Below are 18,598 nucleotides of genomic sequence, written 5' to 3'. Positions count from 1 at the left end.
GAGGGGCACCAACTATGACTCAATGGGCCGATTTGCATACGCACACGACGGCATCGGACGGCACGCAGGCGCCCGAGGAAAACGTCCGGCTGGCTAAGGAAGCCGGGCTTGCCGCCATAGCAATAACCGATCACGATACAGTTTCCGGCGTCAGGGCGGCGCAGCTTGAAGGCAGGCGGATCGGGATTGAAGTCGTTCCCGGCGTCGAAATCAGCACGGTGGCCGGCGGGCAGGATATCCACGTGCTCGGTTACTACATCGATACGGAGCGGGAAAGCTTTCTGAAGCGTCTGGAAGAGCTCCGGAATACGCGCACCAAGCGCAACGAGATGATGCTGGAGCGTCTGAATGAGCTGGGCCTGGCCGTTTCGATGGAGGAAGTCGTCCAACATCTGGAGGCCGGCAAAAGTAAAGAGGACACGATCGGACGCCCCCATATCGCAAACGTTCTGCTTGCGAAAGGCTATGTGAACTCGATGAGCGAAGCGTTCGAGAAATATTTGGGCAAAGGCGGAGCCGCCTATGTCAATCCGCCGCGCATCCGTCCCGTCACGGCCATCGACTGGATTCGGGAGGCCGGCGGAGCCGCTGTGCTTGCTCACCCGGGTCTTTACGGCGATGAAGACATTGTGCGGGAGCTCATCGCATATGGTTTAGATGGGATTGAAGTCTGCCACGCGGATCATACGCCGGAGCAGGAAGCCCACTACGGCCGTTTGGCCCGCGAGCACGGGCTGATTGCAACGGCAGGCTCGGATTTCCACGGCGTTCGTGCCGGTCAGGTATTTCACGCTCCTCTCGGTTCCAAGCGTACTTCGCTGGAAACCGTGCGGAAGCTTCAGGAACGGAGGAACAACCGTGAAAATTCGTAAAGCGATCATTCCCGCGGCCGGTCTCGGAACGCGGTTTCTGCCCGCCACCAAGGCACAGCCCAAGGAAATGCTGCCGCTGGTGGATAAACCCGCCATTCAATACATAGTCGAGGAAGCCATCGAATCCGGGATCGAGGATATTCTAATCGTCACGGGACGCAACAAGCGCGCGATCGAGGATCATTTCGACAAATCGGTCGAACTGGAAATGATGCTGGAGGAGAAGGGGAACGATGAGCTTCTTTCCCTGGTCCGTACGGTAACCAACCTGGCCGATGTGCACTATATCCGTCAAAAGCAGCCGCTGGGTCTGGGCCACGCGATTTACTGCGCCCGCAAGTTTATCGGGAACGAACCGTTTGCGGTACTTCTCGGAGACGATATCCTCCGTTCGTCCAAACCCGCTCTGCGCCAGATGATGGACGTGTTCGAGGAGACTCAGACGTCCGTGATCGGCGTCCGTGAAGTTCCCTGGGAAGATGTGAGCAAATACGGAATTGTCGCACCCTCGGACGAAATCACCGCTTATAAGAAAATTGCGGATCTCGTGGAGAAACCGGACCGCAGCGATGCGCCTTCCAATCTGGCCGTAATCGGCCGCTATCTGATTATGCCGGAGATTTTCGATATCTTGGAGAAATGCGAGCCCGGACGCGGAGGCGAAATCCAACTGACGGACGCGCTGCGCATTTTGAACGAACAGCAGCCGATGGTCGCCTATCCGATCGAGGGGAGAAGATACGACGTCGGCGATAAATTCGGCTATATCCAGGCCACTATCGAAATGGCTCTGGAGCGGGAAGGGCTGCAGGAGGAGCTGCGCTCGTATTTAACGAACCTCGTCCGTCACGAGTTTCATATCGGATAAGGAGGAGAATCTTGAATGGAGCGCATTTCCGTTATTGGGACGGGGTATGTCGGGCTCGTGACCGGATGCTGTTATGCCGAAATCGGGCATGAAGTTATCTGCGTAGACATCGATCCCGATAAAGTCCGCCGTCTCAGCCTTGGCGAAATTCCGATTTACGAACCTGGGCTGGGGGAGCTTGTAGCTTCGAACCAGGCCGCCGGCCGGTTGTCTTTCACGACCGATCTGGCCAGAGCCTTGCAGGACTCGTCCATCATTTTTATTGCGGTAGGAACGCCTACGCTCGAAAACGGGGAAGTCGACATGGAGCAGGTCCGCGGCGCAGTGGAGACACTGGCGCGCCAGATGGATGATTATAAAATCATCGTGATGAAAAGCACGGTGCCCGTAGGAACGTCCAGGCGCATCCGCCAGTGGATGGAAGAAGGGCAGGTGCGGCCCGTTCCCTTCTCCGTCGTGTCCAATCCGGAGTTCCTAAGAGAAGGAACGGCCATTCACGATACGTTTCATCCCGACCGGGTCGTGATCGGGTCCGACGATGCCGATGCCGCTCTCCGCGTAGAGAAGCTCCAGGCCGCGTTTGGCGGCGAGGTTGTGCGGACCGACCCCGAGAGTGCCGAACTGATTAAATATGCGTCCAATGCCTTCCTGGCCGCTAAAATTTCATTCATCAACGAAATGGCGAACGTATGCGAGAAAGTAGGCGCGGACGTCGGCCTCGTGGCCCGGGGAATGGGGCTGGATAACCGGATCGGGCCCAAGTTTCTGCAGGCGGGAATCGGCTACGGCGGCTCCTGCTTCCCCAAAGATACGAGGGCCCAACTGAAAATCGCCCAGAATGCCGATTATGATTTTCGTATTCTGCGGGCGGTCATCGAGGTCAATACGCTTCAGCGCGAACGGTTTGTCGAGAAGGTGACGGCGGCTTTGGGCGGAAATGTAAAGGGCCGGAGCATAACGGTATGGGGGCTTGCGTTTAAGCCGAACACCGATGATCTCCGCGATGCCCCTGCGCTGGATATTATCCGCTCCCTGCAGGAGCTGGGAGCGGTATTGACGGCGTACGATCCGGCTGCGGCTTCCAAGGCGGCTGCTTTGCTTCCCGGTGTACGCTGCCTTACCGATCCTTATGAGGCCGCGGAAAATGCGGAAGCCGTTGTGATCGCAACCGATTGGGAAGACCTGCGGCGTATCGATTTCGATAGGCTCCGCAACCTGGTCAGGGAGCCGCTGATTATCGACGGGCGCAACATGTTTGCCCCCGCCGAGATGGCGGCGAAAGGCTTTACTTATATGTCCGTCGGACGCCCCGCATTCCCCGGAGCGGTTTAAACAGTTCATTGTATAAGCTTTGTAAATGGTTTATAATTGGGCCATGTTCAAGGTTAGCCGGGGGTACAAAGACATGAGCCGACTTTATACAATCAAGGAAGCCTCGATGCGTTCCGGGCTTTCCACCCAGTTGATCCGCAAATGGGAGGAACGTTACGGCGCCGTTCAACCGGACCGTTTTCCGAACGGATATAGAGGCTACACGAATCAGGATATAGAAACATTGATAGGGCTGAAAAGCAAGGCGGATTCCGGTGTTCCCATCGGTCTCGCCGTTCAGGAACACCAGCTGCAGCTCGAAAGCTCGGCTTCGACCGAGACCATCTCTCCGGCCGATGCCGAGCTTCCGTTTATCGGCAGCGAACTGAAGGAGTACCGGGAGAAATTGCTCGGTTTTTTTCTTCATCTGGACCAGGCGGGCGCTCAGCGGTTTTTCGACCAGCTGGTGGCACTGCACCAAATGGACTTTATTCTGCTGCAAGTTCTGCAACCGACGCTGATCCGAGTGGGAGAGATGTGGGAACGGGGAGAAATCTCCGAATATCAGGAGCATTTCGGGAGTCAATTTATCCGGGAACGTCTGCTGGCGTTAAAGAACTTATTTTCCATTCCGCCGGACGGACCCAGATTGATTACCGCCTGTTCCCCTTACGAGCGTCATGAGCTGGGGATTCTGTTTCTGGGTTATTTCGCGCTGCAAAACGGCTTTCAGACGTTGTATCTCGGGGCCTCGCCTTCGGAGAAAGGCATCTTCGATTGTCTGGAGCAGAATCGTCCCGTGGCGTTCGCCTTCGGTTCTTCGATGAAGTCGATGCTGGACAAAGCTTATCCGTTCTATGCAAAACTGGACGGGAGAATCGGGGAGCTCGGCAGCCGGACCAAAGTGTTTATCGGCGGGAATGCGATCGAACGCGACGAGGTGCTTCGCGGCACGAAGCATATTTACCTGCTTTCCGGCGATGCGCGGGAATGCGCGCTTAAAGTGAAAAAGCTGACAGCCTATTGAACTGTCAGCTTTTTTTGTTCGGCGGCACGGCGAGTTTCCGCAGTTTAGACTCGGACGCGAGTTCCGGTATTGCATGTTTCCCGGGAGCGTTGTACTTGATTTTTAAGCCTTCACGGTCTGCGGCATCTGTTTGATCAACTGATCGTCCGGGGTCACAAACAGCGTTTTCTGTTGTTCGTAAATCACGAATCCCGGCTTGGCACCGCTCGGCTTATGCACGTGGCGGATGAGGGTATAGTCCACGGGGACCGAGCTCGATTCCTTCGCCTGGCTGAAATAAGCGGCAAGCTGGGCCGCCTCGTGAAGGGTGGCTTCGCCGAATGACTGGCTGCGGATCACGACGTGCGAGCCGGGAATATCCTTCGTATGCAGCCAAGTATCTCCGGCGCTCGCAAGCCGGTTGGTCACATAGTCGTTCTGGGTATTGTTCTTGCCGACGTAGATCGGAACGCCTTCGCTTGACGTGAAGCAGGCCACGGACGGCTTATCGGATTTTTTCTTGCGCTTGCCTTTCGTGTGGCGCTCACGCACATAACCCTGCTCCGCAAGCTCCTCCCGGATTTCCGCGATATCCCGCATAGATGCGGAACCGAGCTGCTGCAGAAGCGAGGAGAGATACTGGATCTCCATCTCGGTCTGGGCCATCTGCTCCTCCACGTAGGCCAGACTGTTTTTGGTTTTGGTGTACCGTTTAAAATAGCGCTGCGCATTCTCCGAAGGCGTAAGCAGGGGATCGAGCGCCAGGCTTTGCTGCGGCTGGGCTTCCTCGTAATAATTGACCACAACCGCCTCCTTATCCCCTTTGCGGATTTGATGCAGATGGGCCGTAAGCAGCTCTCCCATAATGCGGAAACGGTCCGCGTCTTTCGCTTCTTCCTTCGTTTCCTGGAGTTTATCCATCTTCTTGATGTTTTTGGCTTTCTCGTTCTGCAAAAGCTTGACGAGATCGGCGGCACGCTGCTTGACGGTGTCACGTTCCGCCTTGTCCCCGAAGTAACTTTCGAGGCACTCGCTGACGGTCGGGAATACACGGGACTCGCCTTCGATCTGGGTCAGTTCCATGACCGAGAAGAAAAGTTTGCCCGTCTTCGTTTCTTCAACGATGACGGGGGTATAACGCCGCTCGCGCACCGCGTCTGTGACGTTGCGGAAAGACTGCCACAGCGGAGCGAGCGCGTCTTCGCCGTACGGCACGCCGAGCCGGGTTCCGCTGCGGTAGACGATTTCACGCGCCGCAAGCGGGCTCAGGCCGCTGAAGGAAGCGAGCATCTGCTTCTCCGGTGCGGCGTCTTCCCCGATCCCCGCGCCCATGCTCCTGCGGAACACGGCTTCGCTCGTATCCAGCGGATTGGCTTTATCCTGAGCCGGAGGCTCCACGTAGGCACTGCCTGGCATCACGATCCGGTAAGAGCTGATCGCGGGCGTCACGTGATGAATCCCGTCCAGGATCGTTCCCGTGGAAGGATCCATGAGAATCAGGTTGCTGTGTCTTCCCATGATCTCCACGACGATGGTTTTCGTGCTCACATCCCCGAGTTCGTCCCGCTGGCGCACACGGAAGTGAACGATCCGCTCCAGCCCGACCTGCTCGATGGAGTCGATGATGCCGCTCTCGCAGTGCTTGCGGAGCAGCATGCAGAACATCGGGGCTTCCTGGGGATTCAAGTACTGCCCTTCCGTCACGTGCATGCGCGGATACGTAGGATTCGCGGAGAGAAGAAGTTTAAGCGAACGCCCGCGGGTGCGGATCTGCATAACCACGTCACTGCCCGTGGGCTGATGTATTTTATTAATCCGGCCTCCTACACATTCCTGCAGCTCGTGCACGATTGCATGGAGGACCAGTCCGTCTAATGCCATGATGAAAGTCTCCTATCCAAGTTCATTACATTCTATCATGCCATAAATGCGAGGAAATTTTAAGTTCTTTCTTTAGAAGCGTCGTCCAAGCTGGGATATTTTGCGGCTTGTCTGAATACATTTAGCAAGAGAAGCGGGTCTTGCACCTCAAAGTAACCGGGAGGGGAAACGGTGATGAGTCAGAAAGAATGGTACCAGATGACGGCGGATGAAGTCCTGCAGACGCAGCGCGTTCATCCGTCCGAAGGTCTGTCATCGGCAGAGGCGGACAACAGGCAGACCGAAGCCGGTCGCAATGAACTGTCCGAAGGAAAAAGCGTTTCGCCAGTCACCTTGTTTTTAAACCAGTTTAAAGACTTTATGGTTCTCGTACTCATGGGAGCCACACTCGTATCGGGACTGCTCGGCGAATATTTGGACGCGATAACGATCGTCGCCATTATCATCATGAACGGAATTCTCGGGTTTATACAGGAATTCCGTGCCGAGCGTTCGCTCCGCGCTCTGAAAGAGCTCTCGGCGCCGGGAGCCAAGGTAATGCGCGGAGGCGAACTGCAGATGATCCCGGCCCGCGATCTGGTTCCCGGGGATATCATTCTCCTGGAGAGCGGAGACCGGGTTCCCGCGGATATCCGGCTCATCGAGACGAACAGCTTCTACGTAGAGGAATCTGCTTTGACGGGCGAGTCCGTTCCGGTCGGAAAAACCGTCGATCCTTTAAGCTCCGACACCGTGACGATCGGCGATCAGCGTAATCTCGGATTTATGGGCACGATGGTCACGCGGGGTACGGGGAAGGGCACGGTCGTGCGGATCGGCATGGAGACCGAAATGGGGAAGATCGCCGACCTGATCCAGAACACGGAGACGCTCGAAACCCCGCTGCAGCACCGGCTGGAGCAGCTCGGCAAGATCCTCATTATCGTAGCGCTCTGCTTGACGGTCATGGTGGTTGTCGCCGGTATCGTGCACGGACAGCCTCCTTATGCGATGTTTCTCGCGGGAGTCAGCCTGGCGGTAGCGGCCATTCCGGAAGGACTGCCCGCCATTGTTACGATAGCTTTGGCCCTTGGCGTACAGCGCATGATCAAACGCAAGGCGATCGTCCGCAAACTGCCTTCCGTCGAAACGCTCGGCTGCGCCTCCGTTATTTGCTCGGACAAGACAGGGACCCTGACCCAGAACAAAATGACGGTGACCCATCTGTGGGTCGGCGGCAGCCTGCTGGAAGTGAGCGGAGACGGATACACGCCGGAAGGCGAGATCAGCAGCGGCGGCACGCGAGTCAACCCCGCCAAAAATTCGATGCTGCGCCAGTTTCTGCAGGTGTCGGCTTTGTGCAGCAATGCCGTCCTTTATAAAGAGGAAGCGGAACCGGTCAAGAAAAAGCGCGCCAAAGACGAACCGCCGGAAACGGTATGGAACGTAAAAGGAGATCCGACGGAAGGCGCTCTTGTCGTATTGGCCGCTAAAGCCGGCGTTACGCACGATGCTTTGGACCCGCAGTTCAGCCGGCAGGCCGAGTTCCCTTTCGACTCCGAAAGAAAGCGGATGTCGGTTATCGTCTCGAGCGGAGGCCGCAAGCTCGTGATGACCAAGGGAGCGCCGGATGTGCTCATGCAGCACTGCTCCTACATTTTATGGGACGACAAGGTGATTCCGTTCACATCCACGCTGAAAACCAAAGTGATGGCCGCGAACGAAGGAATGGCGCGTTCGGCGCTTCGCGTGCTGGGAACGGCTTACCGGGAACTGAAGCCGACGGAGGCGTGCGAGGATCACGAAGACGCCGAGCGCGGGCTCATCTTCGTAGGCTTGGCCGGCATGATCGATCCGCCGCGCCGCGAAGTCCGCGAAGCCATGGCCAAGTGCCGCAAGGCGGGCATCAAGACCGTGATGATCACCGGTGACCACCTGACGACGGCGGAAGCCATCGCCAAGCAGCTCGGGATGCTCCCGGCCGGCGGCTTGTGCATCAGCGGCCACCAGCTTGCTGCCATGGACGATGAGGCGCTCGAAAGCAGAGTAGACGAGATCTACGTCTACGCCCGCGTTTCGCCGGAGCACAAGCTCCGCATCGTCAAAGCGCTGCAGGCCAAGGGCCATGTCGTCGCGATGACGGGCGACGGAGTCAACGACGCGCCGGCTATCAAGGCGGCGGATATCGGCATCGCCATGGGAATAAGCGGCACGGACGTGACGAAGGAAGCGTCGTCCCTGGTTCTCAGCGACGACAATTTCGCGACGATCGTCGCGGCTATCGAAGAAGGCCGGGGAATCTATGAGAACATCCGGAAATTCATCCGGTATCTGCTCGCTTCTAACGTCGGTGAAATTTTGACGATGTTCCTTGCCATGATGGCAGGTCTTCCGCTGCCGCTTATCCCGATTCAGATTTTGTGGGTCAACCTGGTGACCGACGGCCTGCCGGCCATGGCACTGGGCGTCGATCAGGCGGAAAAAGACCTTATGCAGCACAAGCCCCGCTCGGCCAAAGAAAACATTTTCGCACGCCGCCTGGGATGGAAAATTATTTCCAGGGGATTTCTTATCGGAATCTGCACGTTGGGTGCTTTCTGGCTCGTGCTGCGGGAAAATCCGGGAGATGCCCAGCATCTCGTCAAGGCGCAGAGCGTTGCATTCGCGACGCTTGTTATGGCGCAGCTCATCCACGTGTTCGACTGCCGCAGCTCGCGCTCCATTTTTCACCGCAATCCGTTTCAGAACAAGTACCTGGTCCTGGCGGTCCTGTCTTCGCTCGTTCTGATGCTGGGCGTGATGTACACCCCGCAGCTGCAGCCTATTTTCAAAACCGTTCCGTTAGGTCTCAAAGACTGGATCATCGTGCTGATTGCGGCAGGCATTCCAACCTTCCTGATGGGGCTGGGGAGCGTCATGCAGAATCCTTCCAGGAAAAAAACGGCGAAGTACAGTTCCAAGCCGAGCTTCCGGTAATTCTCACGAACCGGATCGCCCGGAAATTTTTCAAACCCGTGAAACGGTCGACGCCGTCACGGGTTTTTCTTTTTTTCGGGAAACTGGCGATAGCCAGAGATATTCTTTTGCGCTATGATAAAGGGAATGACATTACATCGATCTAGCGAGAGGGAATCCTTATGGAATTTACGAAAATGAACGGTCTGGGCAACGATTTTATCGTGCTGTCCGGCTTTAAAGAACTTCCTGAGAATGTAGCGGAACTCGCTGTCAGCTGGTGCAACCGGTATTTCGGGATCGGCGCCGACGGGCTGGTGTTTATTCTGCCCTCCGAGAAAGCGGACGTGCAGATGCGCATCATCAATTCGGACGGCAGCGAACCGGAACAGTGCGGCAATGCGATCCGCTGCGTCGCCAAATATGTGTACGACCGGGATCCCGGCAAAAGAGAAGCCATCACCGTAGAAACGCGCGGGGCAGGCGTGCAGCAGGTGCATGTGACGGCGGAGAACGGAATCGCCAAAGCGATCCGCGTCGACATGGGAGAGCCGGTGCTTCACGGTCTCCAAATCCCGACGACAATCGATGCCGAGCGGGTGATCGACCGGCCGATCGAAGCGGGAGGGCGCACCTTCACGTTTACGGCGGTTTCAATGGGCAATCCGCACTGTGTCATCGACGTGGAAGACGCGCCGAGCTTCGATCTGGCCGCCTGGGGGCCTCTGCTGGAGCGGCATCCGCTGTTCCCGAACAAGGCCAACGTCGAGTTTGTGACGGTCCGCTCCAGGGATTACGCGGATATGCGCGTATGGGAAAGGGGAGCCGGGCCGACGCTCGCCTGCGGAACCGGAGCGTGCGCCACGCTCGTCGCTCTCGTTATGACGGGCAAAACGGACCGGACCGCCACGATTTCGCTTAAAGGCGGCGATCTGCTGATCGAATGGAACGAGGCCGACAACCGGGTATACATGACCGGACCGGCCGCGGAGGTTTATCACGGAAAAGTCGAAGAGTAACGGCCGGCGGCGCGAAGCCGCCGGTTTTACTTTGAACTTAAAAAGCCTTTAAGTTTGCCGGTCGTTTGTGTTAAAGTAAATGTACTATTTTGATGGGGTGGGAAGAACATGAAACCGGAACTCCGCCAGGTGCTTGCGCAGAAGATCCTTATCGGGGACGGAGCGATGGGGACCTACTTATACCAGCAGGGCTTTCCCGTCGGAATTTCCTACGAGGAGCTTAACCTGATTCAGTCTGAAGTGGTTGCCGACGTACACCGTCGCTATTATGAAGCCGGTGCCCGGCTTATTGAAACGAATACTTTCTCCGCAAATAGGGAAAAATTATCCAAATACGGCCTTGAGCAGGAAGTCGAGGCCATTAACAGAGCCGGCGTCGAGCTTGCCCGCAGTTCGGTCGGCGAGGATGCTTACGTGGTCGGAGCGATCGGCCCTATCCGGGCGGGCATGCGCAAGAACGTCCGCACGGCGGATGTCGAGGATGCGCTGCGCGAACAAATTCTCGTGCTGCTCGATACCCGGGTGGACGGGCTGCTGCTGGAGACGTTCTACGATCTTGAGGAGATGCTTATCGCGCTGCGCCTGATCCGCCAGCTTAGTTCGATTCCCGTCATCTGTCAGTTCGCTACTGAAGGAATCAACACGACACATGACGGCATTTCCCTGCAGGACGCGTTCCTCCGCCTGAAAGAGGAAGGGGCCGATGTGATCGGATTTAACTGCCGTACGGGTCCCAACGGCATTCTGCGCTCCCTTCAGGGAGTCGCCCAACTGAGCGACATCCCGTTCTCGGTGTTCCCGAACGCGGGCATTCCGGACTACGTGGACGGCCGTTATTCGTATGCCGCAACGCCGGAATACTTTGCCGAAAGCGCGCTTCGCTTCGCGGATTTAGGCGCCAGGATCATCGGCGGCTGCTGCGGAACGACTCCGGAGCATATCGCGGCTATGGTCAAGGCTCTCCAGGGCTACGAGCCGAAACGAAGCGAAGTGTATGCGGCGGAATCCGTTTCGGAACGGGCCGTCGTGACCGAAGCGGCTCCGCAGACATCCGCCCCGGATGCGGATGCGGAACCTACGCTGGTCGACCTTGTGAAGCAGCGTCATACGGTGATCGTGGAGTTGGACCCTCCTCGCGACCTGGATATCGGCAAGTTCATGGAAGGAACGAAAGCCCTCCAGGACATGCATGTGGACGCCATAACGATGGCCGACAATTCACTGGCCGTGACGCGGATGAGCAATCTCGCGCTCGGCATGCTCGTTAAAGAACAGCACGGGGCGCGTCCGCTCATTCACATCGCCTGCCGCGACCGCAACAGCATCGGTACGCAGTCCCACCTGATGGGCCTCCATGCGCTGGGGATCGATCACGTGCTCGCCGTGACGGGAGATCCTGCGAGATTCGGCGATCTGCCGGGCGCAAGCTCCGTCTATGATATGACTTCGTTCGAGATGATCCGCATGATCAAACAGCTTAACGAAGGCATCGCTTTTTCGGGCAAGCCGCTCAAGAAGAAAGCCAATTTCATCGTCGGCGCGGCTTTTAATCCCAACGTGAAATATCTGGACAAGGCGGTCCAAAGGCTGGAACGGAAGATCGAGTCCGGCGCGGATTACATCATGACCCAGCCCGTTTACGATCCTAGGCTGATCGAACGTATGCACGAGGCGACCAAGCATCTGGATGTTCCCGTTTTCATAGGCATCATGCCTTTGGCCAGCGGCCGGAACGCGGAGTATCTGCACAACGAGGTCCCCGGTATCCAGCTTTCGGACGAAGTGCGCGCCAGAATGGCGGGGCTGGAGGGGGAAACGGGACGAAAAGAAGGCGTGGCTATCGCCAAAGAACTGCTTGATGCTGCGGTGCCTCTGTTTAATGGCATTTATTTCATGACACCGTTCCTGTTTTATGACATGAGCGTGCAGCTTACACAGTACGTCTGGCAAAAAGCCGAGCGCCGTGAATTTCTCTTGTCCCCCCTTTTAAAATGAATTACAATAGGTTAATGGATGTGAGCCCCTATATGATACGAAGTATGACCGGATTCGGACATGCCTCGCTTTCTTCGCAAGGCTACCGGGTGTCGATGGATATCAAAACCGTGAATCACCGCTATTGCGACATCTCTGTACGTATGCCGAAAGAATGGATGGCCTACGAAGACACCATCAAGAAAACGGTGCTCCGCTTCATTAAACGCGGCCGTGCCGATTGTTTTGTGACGATTGAGCGGGACTCCGCTTCTAATAAATCGGTAACAGTCGACTGGGCGCTCGTGGACGGGTATATGCAGGCTGCGGAGCAGCTTCGCCAGAAGCATGGCTTAACCGGGGAGCTGCATTTGTCGGATCTCCTCAAACTGCCGGATTTGCTTGCCATTTCCGAGCAGCGCGAGGGGAACGACGATGCGCTCGCCGATCTTTTGGTTGCCTGCACGGAGGAAGCGCTCGCCGAGCTGAACGGCATGAGGGAACAAGAAGGCTCCCACCTGTCGGAAGATTTGACCGCCCGGCTGACGATGATTGAAGATCTTAACGTTGATATGAAAAGTTACGCTCCTGAAGTCATCCGAGAGTATGCGGCCAAGCTGCGCCAGCGGATTCAGGAACTGCTGACGGATCAAGTGCCGGTGGATGAACAGCGGCTCGCAGCCGAGATTGCCTTGTTTGCGGACCGCTCCAATGTGGACGAAGAGATGACCCGGCTGCACAGCCACATCAGCCAATTTAGGCAGCTGCTCGGTTCCCGGGAACCTGTCGGTCGCAAGCTCGATTTTCTCATTCAAGAAATGAACCGCGAAGCAAACACCATCGGCTCCAAAGCGGGACACATTGAAGTGTCAGGCAGGGTCATTGAGCTGAAAGCCGAATTGGAGAAAATGAGAGAACAAATACAGAATATCGAGTGAACCGCTGACGGTGTCACGAGGAGGAAACTCAATGGCCATCAAATTGATCAACATCGGGTTCGGCAATATTGTTTCGGCAAACCGTATCATTTCGATCGTAAGCCCCGAATCCGCTCCGATTAAAAGGATCATTCAGGAGGCGCGCGACCGCCATATGCTGATTGACGCGACTTACGGGAGAAGAACCCGTGCCGTCATCATTACGGACAGCGACCATGTGATCCTATCTGCGGTTCAACCGGAGACCGTTGCTCACCGACTTTCTAACAAGGACGATGATCATGACGAGTAATACGAATACACTGGAACGGGATAGAGGAATTCTGATCGTGCTTTCAGGCCCTTCGGGCGTCGGCAAAGGAACCGTATGTTCCGCGCTTCGCAAGATGTCGCCGGAGCTGGTCTATTCTGTTTCCGCCACAACCCGCAAGCCAAGAGAAGGCGAAGTGGAGGGTGTTAATTATTTTTTCAAATCGAAAGACCAGTTCGAGCAATTAATCGCTTCCGACGAGATGCTGGAATATGCCGAGTACGTAGGCAATTATTACGGTACCCCTCGCCGCTTTGTGGAAGAAACGCTCGCCTCCGGCAAGGACGTCATCCTGGAAATCGAAGTGCAGGGCGCTTTGAAGGTCAAGGAGAAGTTTCCTGAGGCGACTTTTATCTTTCTGATTCCGCCTTCTCTGGCCGAGCTGGAGAACCGTATCGTGACTCGCGGTACGGAAACGAACGACATTATCCGCAGCCGCATGTCCATGGCTGTCGACGAGATTCGTTTGATGCGGCATTACGATTATGGTATCGTCAATGACGAGGTGCACAAAGCTTGCTACAAAATCCAGTCCATTCTTATGGCTGAACACTGTAAGTGCGACCGGATTTTACCCAGATTGGAACAATGGATCGGAGAGTGAACGACAAGTATGCTGTATCCTTCAATTGATAAACTGCTCGACAAAGTGGATAGCAAATATTCGCTCGTAGTTGCCGCCGCCAAGCGTGCGAGAGCGCTTAGAGACGGTACGAACACCCACCTGCAGGATATTAAATCCCACAAACAGGTTGGAGTGGCTCTGGAAGAATTGTACGGAGATCTTGTGAAGTACGAGAAGATCGAAACCAAAGAAGACGCCGAATAAGATCCCAAGCGGTCAGTTCGGCCCAAAGCGGCAGTCCCTGTGACTGCCGTTCTATGTATACAACCGGATACTGCGATCCTGAATAATAACGGGACGGAAGTAGACCGGATATCAGGACAACCCATTGTGGTTGTTATTTTTTTCTTGCCGGGAGGGAACTGCCGATGTTATCAGGTAAAACAATCGTAGTCGGCGTATGCGGAGGAATAGCCGCTTATAAGGCGGCTGCGCTTTGCAGCAAGCTGAGTCAGGCAGGAGCGGACGTGCGGGTGATTATGACGGAGTCCGCGGTCCAGTTTATTACGCCGCTGACTTTCCAGTCGCTGACCCGCAAGCCGGTAGCTGTCGATACGTTCGACGAGAAGGAAGCGGCCGTTATTTCCCATATCGACTTGGCCGACCGCGCGGATTTGGTTGTCGTCGCTCCGGCGACAGCGAACATGCTGGCGAAAATGGCTCACGGGCTGGCGGACGATATGCTCAGCACGACGCTTCTCGCTACGACGGCTCCGGTAATGGTGGCTCCTGCCATGAACGTGCACATGTACACGCACCCGGCGGTCGCGGGCAACATGAGAGTGCTTCAGGAGAGAGGCGTTCTGTTTGTGGAACCCGGAACCGGCCAATTGGCGTGCGGTTATGTCGGAAAAGGACGCTTGGCCGAACCCGAGGACATTTTTGAGGAGATCGCCGCGTATTTTCAGCCGGAAACACCGCTTCAAGGCCGGAACGTGCTTGTGACGGCAGGAGGGACGGTCGAACGCATCGATCCCGTGCGTTATATTACAAACGATTCTTCCGGCAAAATGGGCTACGCTATCGCAGAGGCCGCCAAGCGGCTCGGGGCGAATGTTACGCTCGTCAGCGGACCATCTTCACTTCCCGTGCCCGCAGGCGTCGAAAGAGTATCCGTCACATCCGCTCTGGATATGTACGATGAGGTTATGGCCCGTTTTGAGAAGACGGATCTCGTTTTCAAAGCGGCTGCGGTCGCCGATTACCGTCCTTCGGAACAGCGCGGGCAGAAAATGAAAAAATCCGGGGAAACCCTTACGATCGAGCTTGTTAAAAATCCGGACATTCTCCAAGCTCTCGGAGAAGCCAAAACCCGCCAGTTCGTAGTCGGCTTTGCGGCGGAAACCGAGCGGGTGGACGAGTATGCGCTTGATAAGCTTTTGCATAAAAAATGCGACCTGCTCGTCGCCAACGATGTCTCCATGCAGGGAGCGGGTTTCGGAACGGACACCAATGTGGTACGCATCTTCGATGCCGGGGGTCTTGTAGAAGCGCCGCCCATGATGACCAAGGCGGCCATAGCCGAGCATATCGTCCGGCTGGCGGCCAGCCGTCAGCAGATGAGTCACAAGGGAGCGGAGACTCCGGGACAGGACGCCGAGGAACCGGGGGCAGATAAAGGGGAAACGCCATGTTCGCCAAAGTGATAGTCGATGTCCCCGCCAAGCAGACGAACCGGGCCTTCGATTATTCGGTGCCCCCGTCTCTGCAGGGCTGGGTGGAGGTCGGAAGCCGTGTCGGCGTTCCTTTCGGTCCCCGTGTGCTGCAGGGATTTGTGGTGGAACTTCACGAAACGACAACGGTAGACCCTAAAAGATTGAAAGCGATCCGTCATGTGCTGGACGCCGCTCCTCCTTTAACGGAAGAACTGGTACAGCTGGGACACTGGATGAGCAGCACGTACTTGTGCCATGAAGTAACCGCTCTGCAAGCGATGCTTCCCGGGGCGCTGAAAGCCAAGTATGAACGCTTCGTTCAAGCCGCGGAAGCAGGAAGCGCGGGCGGAACGGAGCTTCTGCTTTTGCTGCCGGCCCAGGAGAACATTTTGAATTATTTACGCTCAAAAGGAAAAGCGAAGATGGAAGAGCTTCTGGAGGCCTTTCCGAAAGACGGCGGGCTGATCCGTCAAATGCTGGACGAGGGCCAGCTTGTCGAAACGCAGGGGATGAAGGACAGGCTCGCGACGAAGAAAGCTCTGACGGTATTTCCGCCTGGAGCCCGCGAAGCCTCGGAAGCCGCAGCGGACGTCCAAGCAGCCGGTACGTCCGGCAACAGTTCCGGATCAGGCGGTTCCCCCGATTTACTGGCCATCGCAGAAGAGCTTCCTGCCCGCTCCCATAAGCAGAAAGAGGTTCTGCGCTATTTGCATGAGAACCCCCTGCCGATCCGTCTGACGGAACTGATGGACAAGCTGCAGGTCGGCGCCGGTACGGTAAAGGGACTGGCGGACAAAGGCTGGATCGGCCTGCGCGAAGTAGAAGTGATGCGGGATCCGTACGCAAACCGGCATTTTGAAGAAACGAAGCCGCTGCCTCTGACGCCGGAGCAGCAGTCCGTTTATGACGACATTGCCGCTACGCTGGACAGCCGCAGCCATCAGGTTTATCTACTCCAGGGCGTGACGGGCAGCGGGAAGACGGAAGTATACCTGCAGACCATCAGCCGCTGTCTGGAACAGGGACGGGAAGCGATCGTGCTCGTGCCGGAGATTTCACTGACTCCCCAGATGGTAGAGCGTTTTAAAGGCCGCTTCGGGGACGAGGTCGCCGTGATGCACAGCCGGCTTTCACTGGGAGAGCGCTACGACGAATGGCGCAAAATAATGAGACGCCAGGTCCGGGTTGTCATCGGGGCCCGTTCGGCCGTATTCGTCCCGTTCCGGAAGCTGGGTCTGATTATTATCGATGAAGAGCATGAATCTTCATACAAGCAGGAAGAGAGCCCGAAGTATCACGCACGGGATATCGCCGCCTGGAGAGCCCGTTATAACGGGTCGGCCGTGGTACTGGGGTCGGCGACTCCTTCGCTTGAGAGTATTCAAAAAACGAAAGCAGCCCCCGGAGGCAAGTCTGAATACAAGCTGCTCAAAATGAAGTCCCGGGTCGCCGGACGCCCTCTTCCGCCCGTGCATATCGTCGATATGCGGGAGGAACTTCGCAGCGGGAACCGGTCCATGTTTAGCCGGCTTCTTCACCGGGGGCTGGAAGAACGGCTCCTCAAAGGAGAGCAGACCGTTCTCCTGTTAAACCGCCGGGGATACGCGACATTCGTCATGTGCAGGACGTGCGGCTATGTGGCAGGCTGTCCGCACTGCGACATCTCGCTGACTTATCATCAGGTGTCGCGGACGCTGCGCTGCCATTACTGCGGGTATGCCGAAAGGCAGATGGAGCTGTGTCCCGACTGCGGCTCGGAGCATATCCGGCATTTCGGAACCGGAACCCAGCGGGTCGAGGAAGAGCTGGTGAAGCTCTTTCCCGGCATCCGCGTCATCCGGATGGATGTGGACACGACGACGGAGAAAGGTTCTCACGAGAAGTGGCTGACGATGTTCCGCAACAAACAGGCGGACGTCCTGCTCGGCACCCAAATGGTCGCCAAAGGACTGGACTTTCCCGATGTTACCCTTGTCGGCGTTATCGCGGCCGATACCGTGCTGAACCTGCCCGACTTCCGTTCTGCCGAGCGTACCTTCCAGCTGCTTACGCAGGTGGCCGGGCGGGCGGGGCGGCATCAGCTTCCCGGCGAGGTGTTTGTCCAGACATATACGCCGGAGCACTACAGCGTCATTACGGCGAGCCGCCACGATTATGAAGGTTTCGTGGAGGAAGAGCTTCCGCACCGCCGGAAGCTCGGTTATCCGCCGTATTGCCGGCTTATTCTCATCACGTTGACCCACGAGCAGGTGCCTCTGCTGGTCCGGACCGCGGAAGGGGTGGCCCAGCGTCTTCGGGAGCTCGGGGCCGCCGAGCAGGAGAACGTTTTTGCGTCCGGTACGGGAGAGGATTTTTTTATGAATGTGCTGGGTCCGGTAGCTTCGCCTATTCCGAGGATCAAGGATAGATATCGGTTCCAATGCGTGGTAAAATATCGTGGGGAGGCGTCCGCTTCCCGTATTGTGGCCAAGGTTCTGGATGAATTTGCCGAGAGGACGACGAAAGAAAAGCTGACGATCAGTGTGGACGTCGATCCTCAAATGCTTATGTAATCCGCATCTTTCGGAACGGAAAGCCCGGTGTAAGAAAGAAACGGATGATTGCTCGTGCCGATTGACGCGTATATAAACGGCGGGAAACTCATACGGATCTCTTAAACCCATTCAAGGGCTCAGGCCCTTGTGCCCTCATAGAACGACTTCAAAGAAAGCAGGTGGATGGAATGGCCATTCGCATGATTGTTAAAGAAGGAGACTCTGTGCTGCGGGAAACCGCCAAACAGGTAACGAAATTTAATTCCAACCTCCATAAGCTGCTCGACGATATGGCGGATACGATGTACGATGCGCCGGGCGTAGGCCTGGCCGCTCCGCAGGTGGGCATTCTCAAGCGTGTCATCGTTATGGACGTGGGAGACGAGAACGGACTGATCGAGATCGTTAATCCGGTCGTTGTCGAACAAAGCGGCGAACAGATCGGACCGGAGGGCTGCCTGAGTATTCCGGGACTCGAAGGAGAGGTTAAGCGCCCCTTGAAAGTAAAAGTGAAAGGCCAGGACCGCAACGGCGAAGAGTTCGAGCTTGAAGGCGAAGAGCTGCTGGCCCGCTGCATTATGCACGAAGTGGACCACTTGAACGGTGTCCTGTTCACGGATCTGGCGATCCGACTGTACCGCCCTGAACTCGAAGAAAAAGAGGGCAACTGA

The 18,598-nt window shown here is 56.5% G+C and carries 15 protein-coding genes; 14 read left to right on the top strand and 1 reads right to left on the bottom strand.

What is annotated here, in order from left to right:
• Window positions 1–14: 14 nt before the first annotated feature.
• The 4 genes from AC58P5_RS06155 to AC58P5_RS06140 all read left to right on the top strand — a co-directional run bounded on the left by AC58P5_RS06155 (window position 15) and on the right by AC58P5_RS06140 (window position 4,078).
• Window positions 15–872 carry a PHP domain-containing protein gene (locus AC58P5_RS06155; RefSeq protein ID WP_497385204.1) on the top strand — a complete coding sequence of 286 codons (858 nt, stop codon included), beginning with the start codon at window positions 15–17 and terminating at the stop codon, window positions 870–872.
• Entirely contained in the window at window positions 859–1,740 is an 882-nt protein-coding gene (gene galU, locus AC58P5_RS06150; protein ID WP_497385202.1) for a UTP--glucose-1-phosphate uridylyltransferase GalU, read from the top strand. The genes AC58P5_RS06155 and galU overlap by 14 nt, the downstream gene beginning before the upstream one ends.
• 15 nt (window positions 1,741–1,755) lie before the next feature.
• A complete protein-coding gene (locus tag AC58P5_RS06145; protein ID WP_497385201.1) occupies window positions 1,756–3,072 on the top strand; it encodes a UDP-glucose dehydrogenase family protein in 1,317 nt (438 codons plus the stop codon).
• A gap of 73 nt (window positions 3,073–3,145) precedes the next feature.
• Window positions 3,146–4,078 (top strand): MerR family transcriptional regulator, encoded by a 933-nt coding sequence (locus AC58P5_RS06140; protein ID WP_497385199.1) that lies wholly within the window; start codon window positions 3,146–3,148, stop codon window positions 4,076–4,078.
• 102 nt (window positions 4,079–4,180) lie between these two features.
• Here AC58P5_RS06140 and AC58P5_RS06135 read toward each other — a convergent pair whose 3' ends face one another.
• Window positions 4,181–5,938: an Rqc2 family fibronectin-binding protein gene (locus AC58P5_RS06135; RefSeq protein WP_497385197.1), complete on the bottom strand. Its 1,758-nt coding sequence runs from the start codon at window positions 5,936–5,938 to the stop codon at window positions 4,181–4,183.
• A gap of 174 nt (window positions 5,939–6,112) precedes the next feature.
• Here AC58P5_RS06135 and AC58P5_RS06130 point away from each other — a divergent pair, with 174 nt between their 5' ends.
• From AC58P5_RS06130 to def, 10 genes are all read left to right on the top strand, one after another.
• Window positions 6,113–8,893 (top strand): calcium-translocating P-type ATPase, SERCA-type, encoded by a 2,781-nt coding sequence (locus AC58P5_RS06130; RefSeq protein ID WP_497385196.1) that lies wholly within the window; start codon window positions 6,113–6,115, stop codon window positions 8,891–8,893.
• Between the two features lie 161 nt (window positions 8,894–9,054).
• On the top strand, window positions 9,055–9,891 hold the full coding sequence (gene dapF / locus AC58P5_RS06125) for a diaminopimelate epimerase (protein ID WP_497385195.1): 837 nt from the start codon (window positions 9,055–9,057) through the stop codon (window positions 9,889–9,891).
• Window positions 9,892–9,999: 108 nt separating this feature from the next.
• A complete protein-coding gene (locus AC58P5_RS06120) occupies window positions 10,000–11,886 on the top strand; it encodes a bifunctional homocysteine S-methyltransferase/methylenetetrahydrofolate reductase (protein WP_497385194.1) in 1,887 nt (628 codons plus the stop codon).
• Window positions 11,887–11,918: 32 nt separating this feature from the next.
• Window positions 11,919–12,803, top strand: coding sequence for a YicC/YloC family endoribonuclease (locus AC58P5_RS06115; RefSeq protein ID WP_497385193.1), 885 nt, complete (start codon window positions 11,919–11,921; stop codon window positions 12,801–12,803).
• 31 nt (window positions 12,804–12,834) lie between these two features.
• On the top strand, window positions 12,835–13,095 hold the full coding sequence (remA, locus tag AC58P5_RS06110) for an extracellular matrix/biofilm regulator RemA (RefSeq protein ID WP_009672664.1): 261 nt from the start codon (window positions 12,835–12,837) through the stop codon (window positions 13,093–13,095).
• Complete coding sequence (gmk, locus tag AC58P5_RS06105; protein WP_103994253.1) at window positions 13,085–13,717, top strand: guanylate kinase; 633 nt, start codon at window positions 13,085–13,087, stop codon at window positions 13,715–13,717. The genes remA and gmk overlap by 11 nt, the downstream gene beginning before the upstream one ends.
• A gap of 9 nt (window positions 13,718–13,726) precedes the next feature.
• Window positions 13,727–13,942, top strand: coding sequence for a DNA-directed RNA polymerase subunit omega (rpoZ, locus tag AC58P5_RS06100; protein WP_103993742.1), 216 nt, complete (start codon window positions 13,727–13,729; stop codon window positions 13,940–13,942).
• A gap of 164 nt (window positions 13,943–14,106) precedes the next feature.
• The gene (coaBC, locus tag AC58P5_RS06095) at window positions 14,107–15,384 is read left to right on the top strand and encodes a bifunctional phosphopantothenoylcysteine decarboxylase/phosphopantothenate--cysteine ligase CoaBC (RefSeq protein ID WP_497385192.1); all 1,278 of its coding nucleotides are present in this window, start codon (window positions 14,107–14,109) and stop codon (window positions 15,382–15,384) included.
• A complete protein-coding gene (gene priA, locus AC58P5_RS06090; protein ID WP_497385191.1) occupies window positions 15,369–17,945 on the top strand; it encodes a primosomal protein N' in 2,577 nt (858 codons plus the stop codon). The genes coaBC and priA overlap by 16 nt, the downstream gene beginning before the upstream one ends.
• Before the next feature lie 170 nt (window positions 17,946–18,115).
• Complete coding sequence (gene def, locus AC58P5_RS06085) at window positions 18,116–18,598, top strand: peptide deformylase (protein WP_497385190.1); 483 nt, start codon at window positions 18,116–18,118, stop codon at window positions 18,596–18,598.

Source organism: Paenibacillus sp. JT31N7, from assembly GCF_059692095.1.
This window is presented reverse-complemented; position numbering and strand designations above follow the sequence as displayed.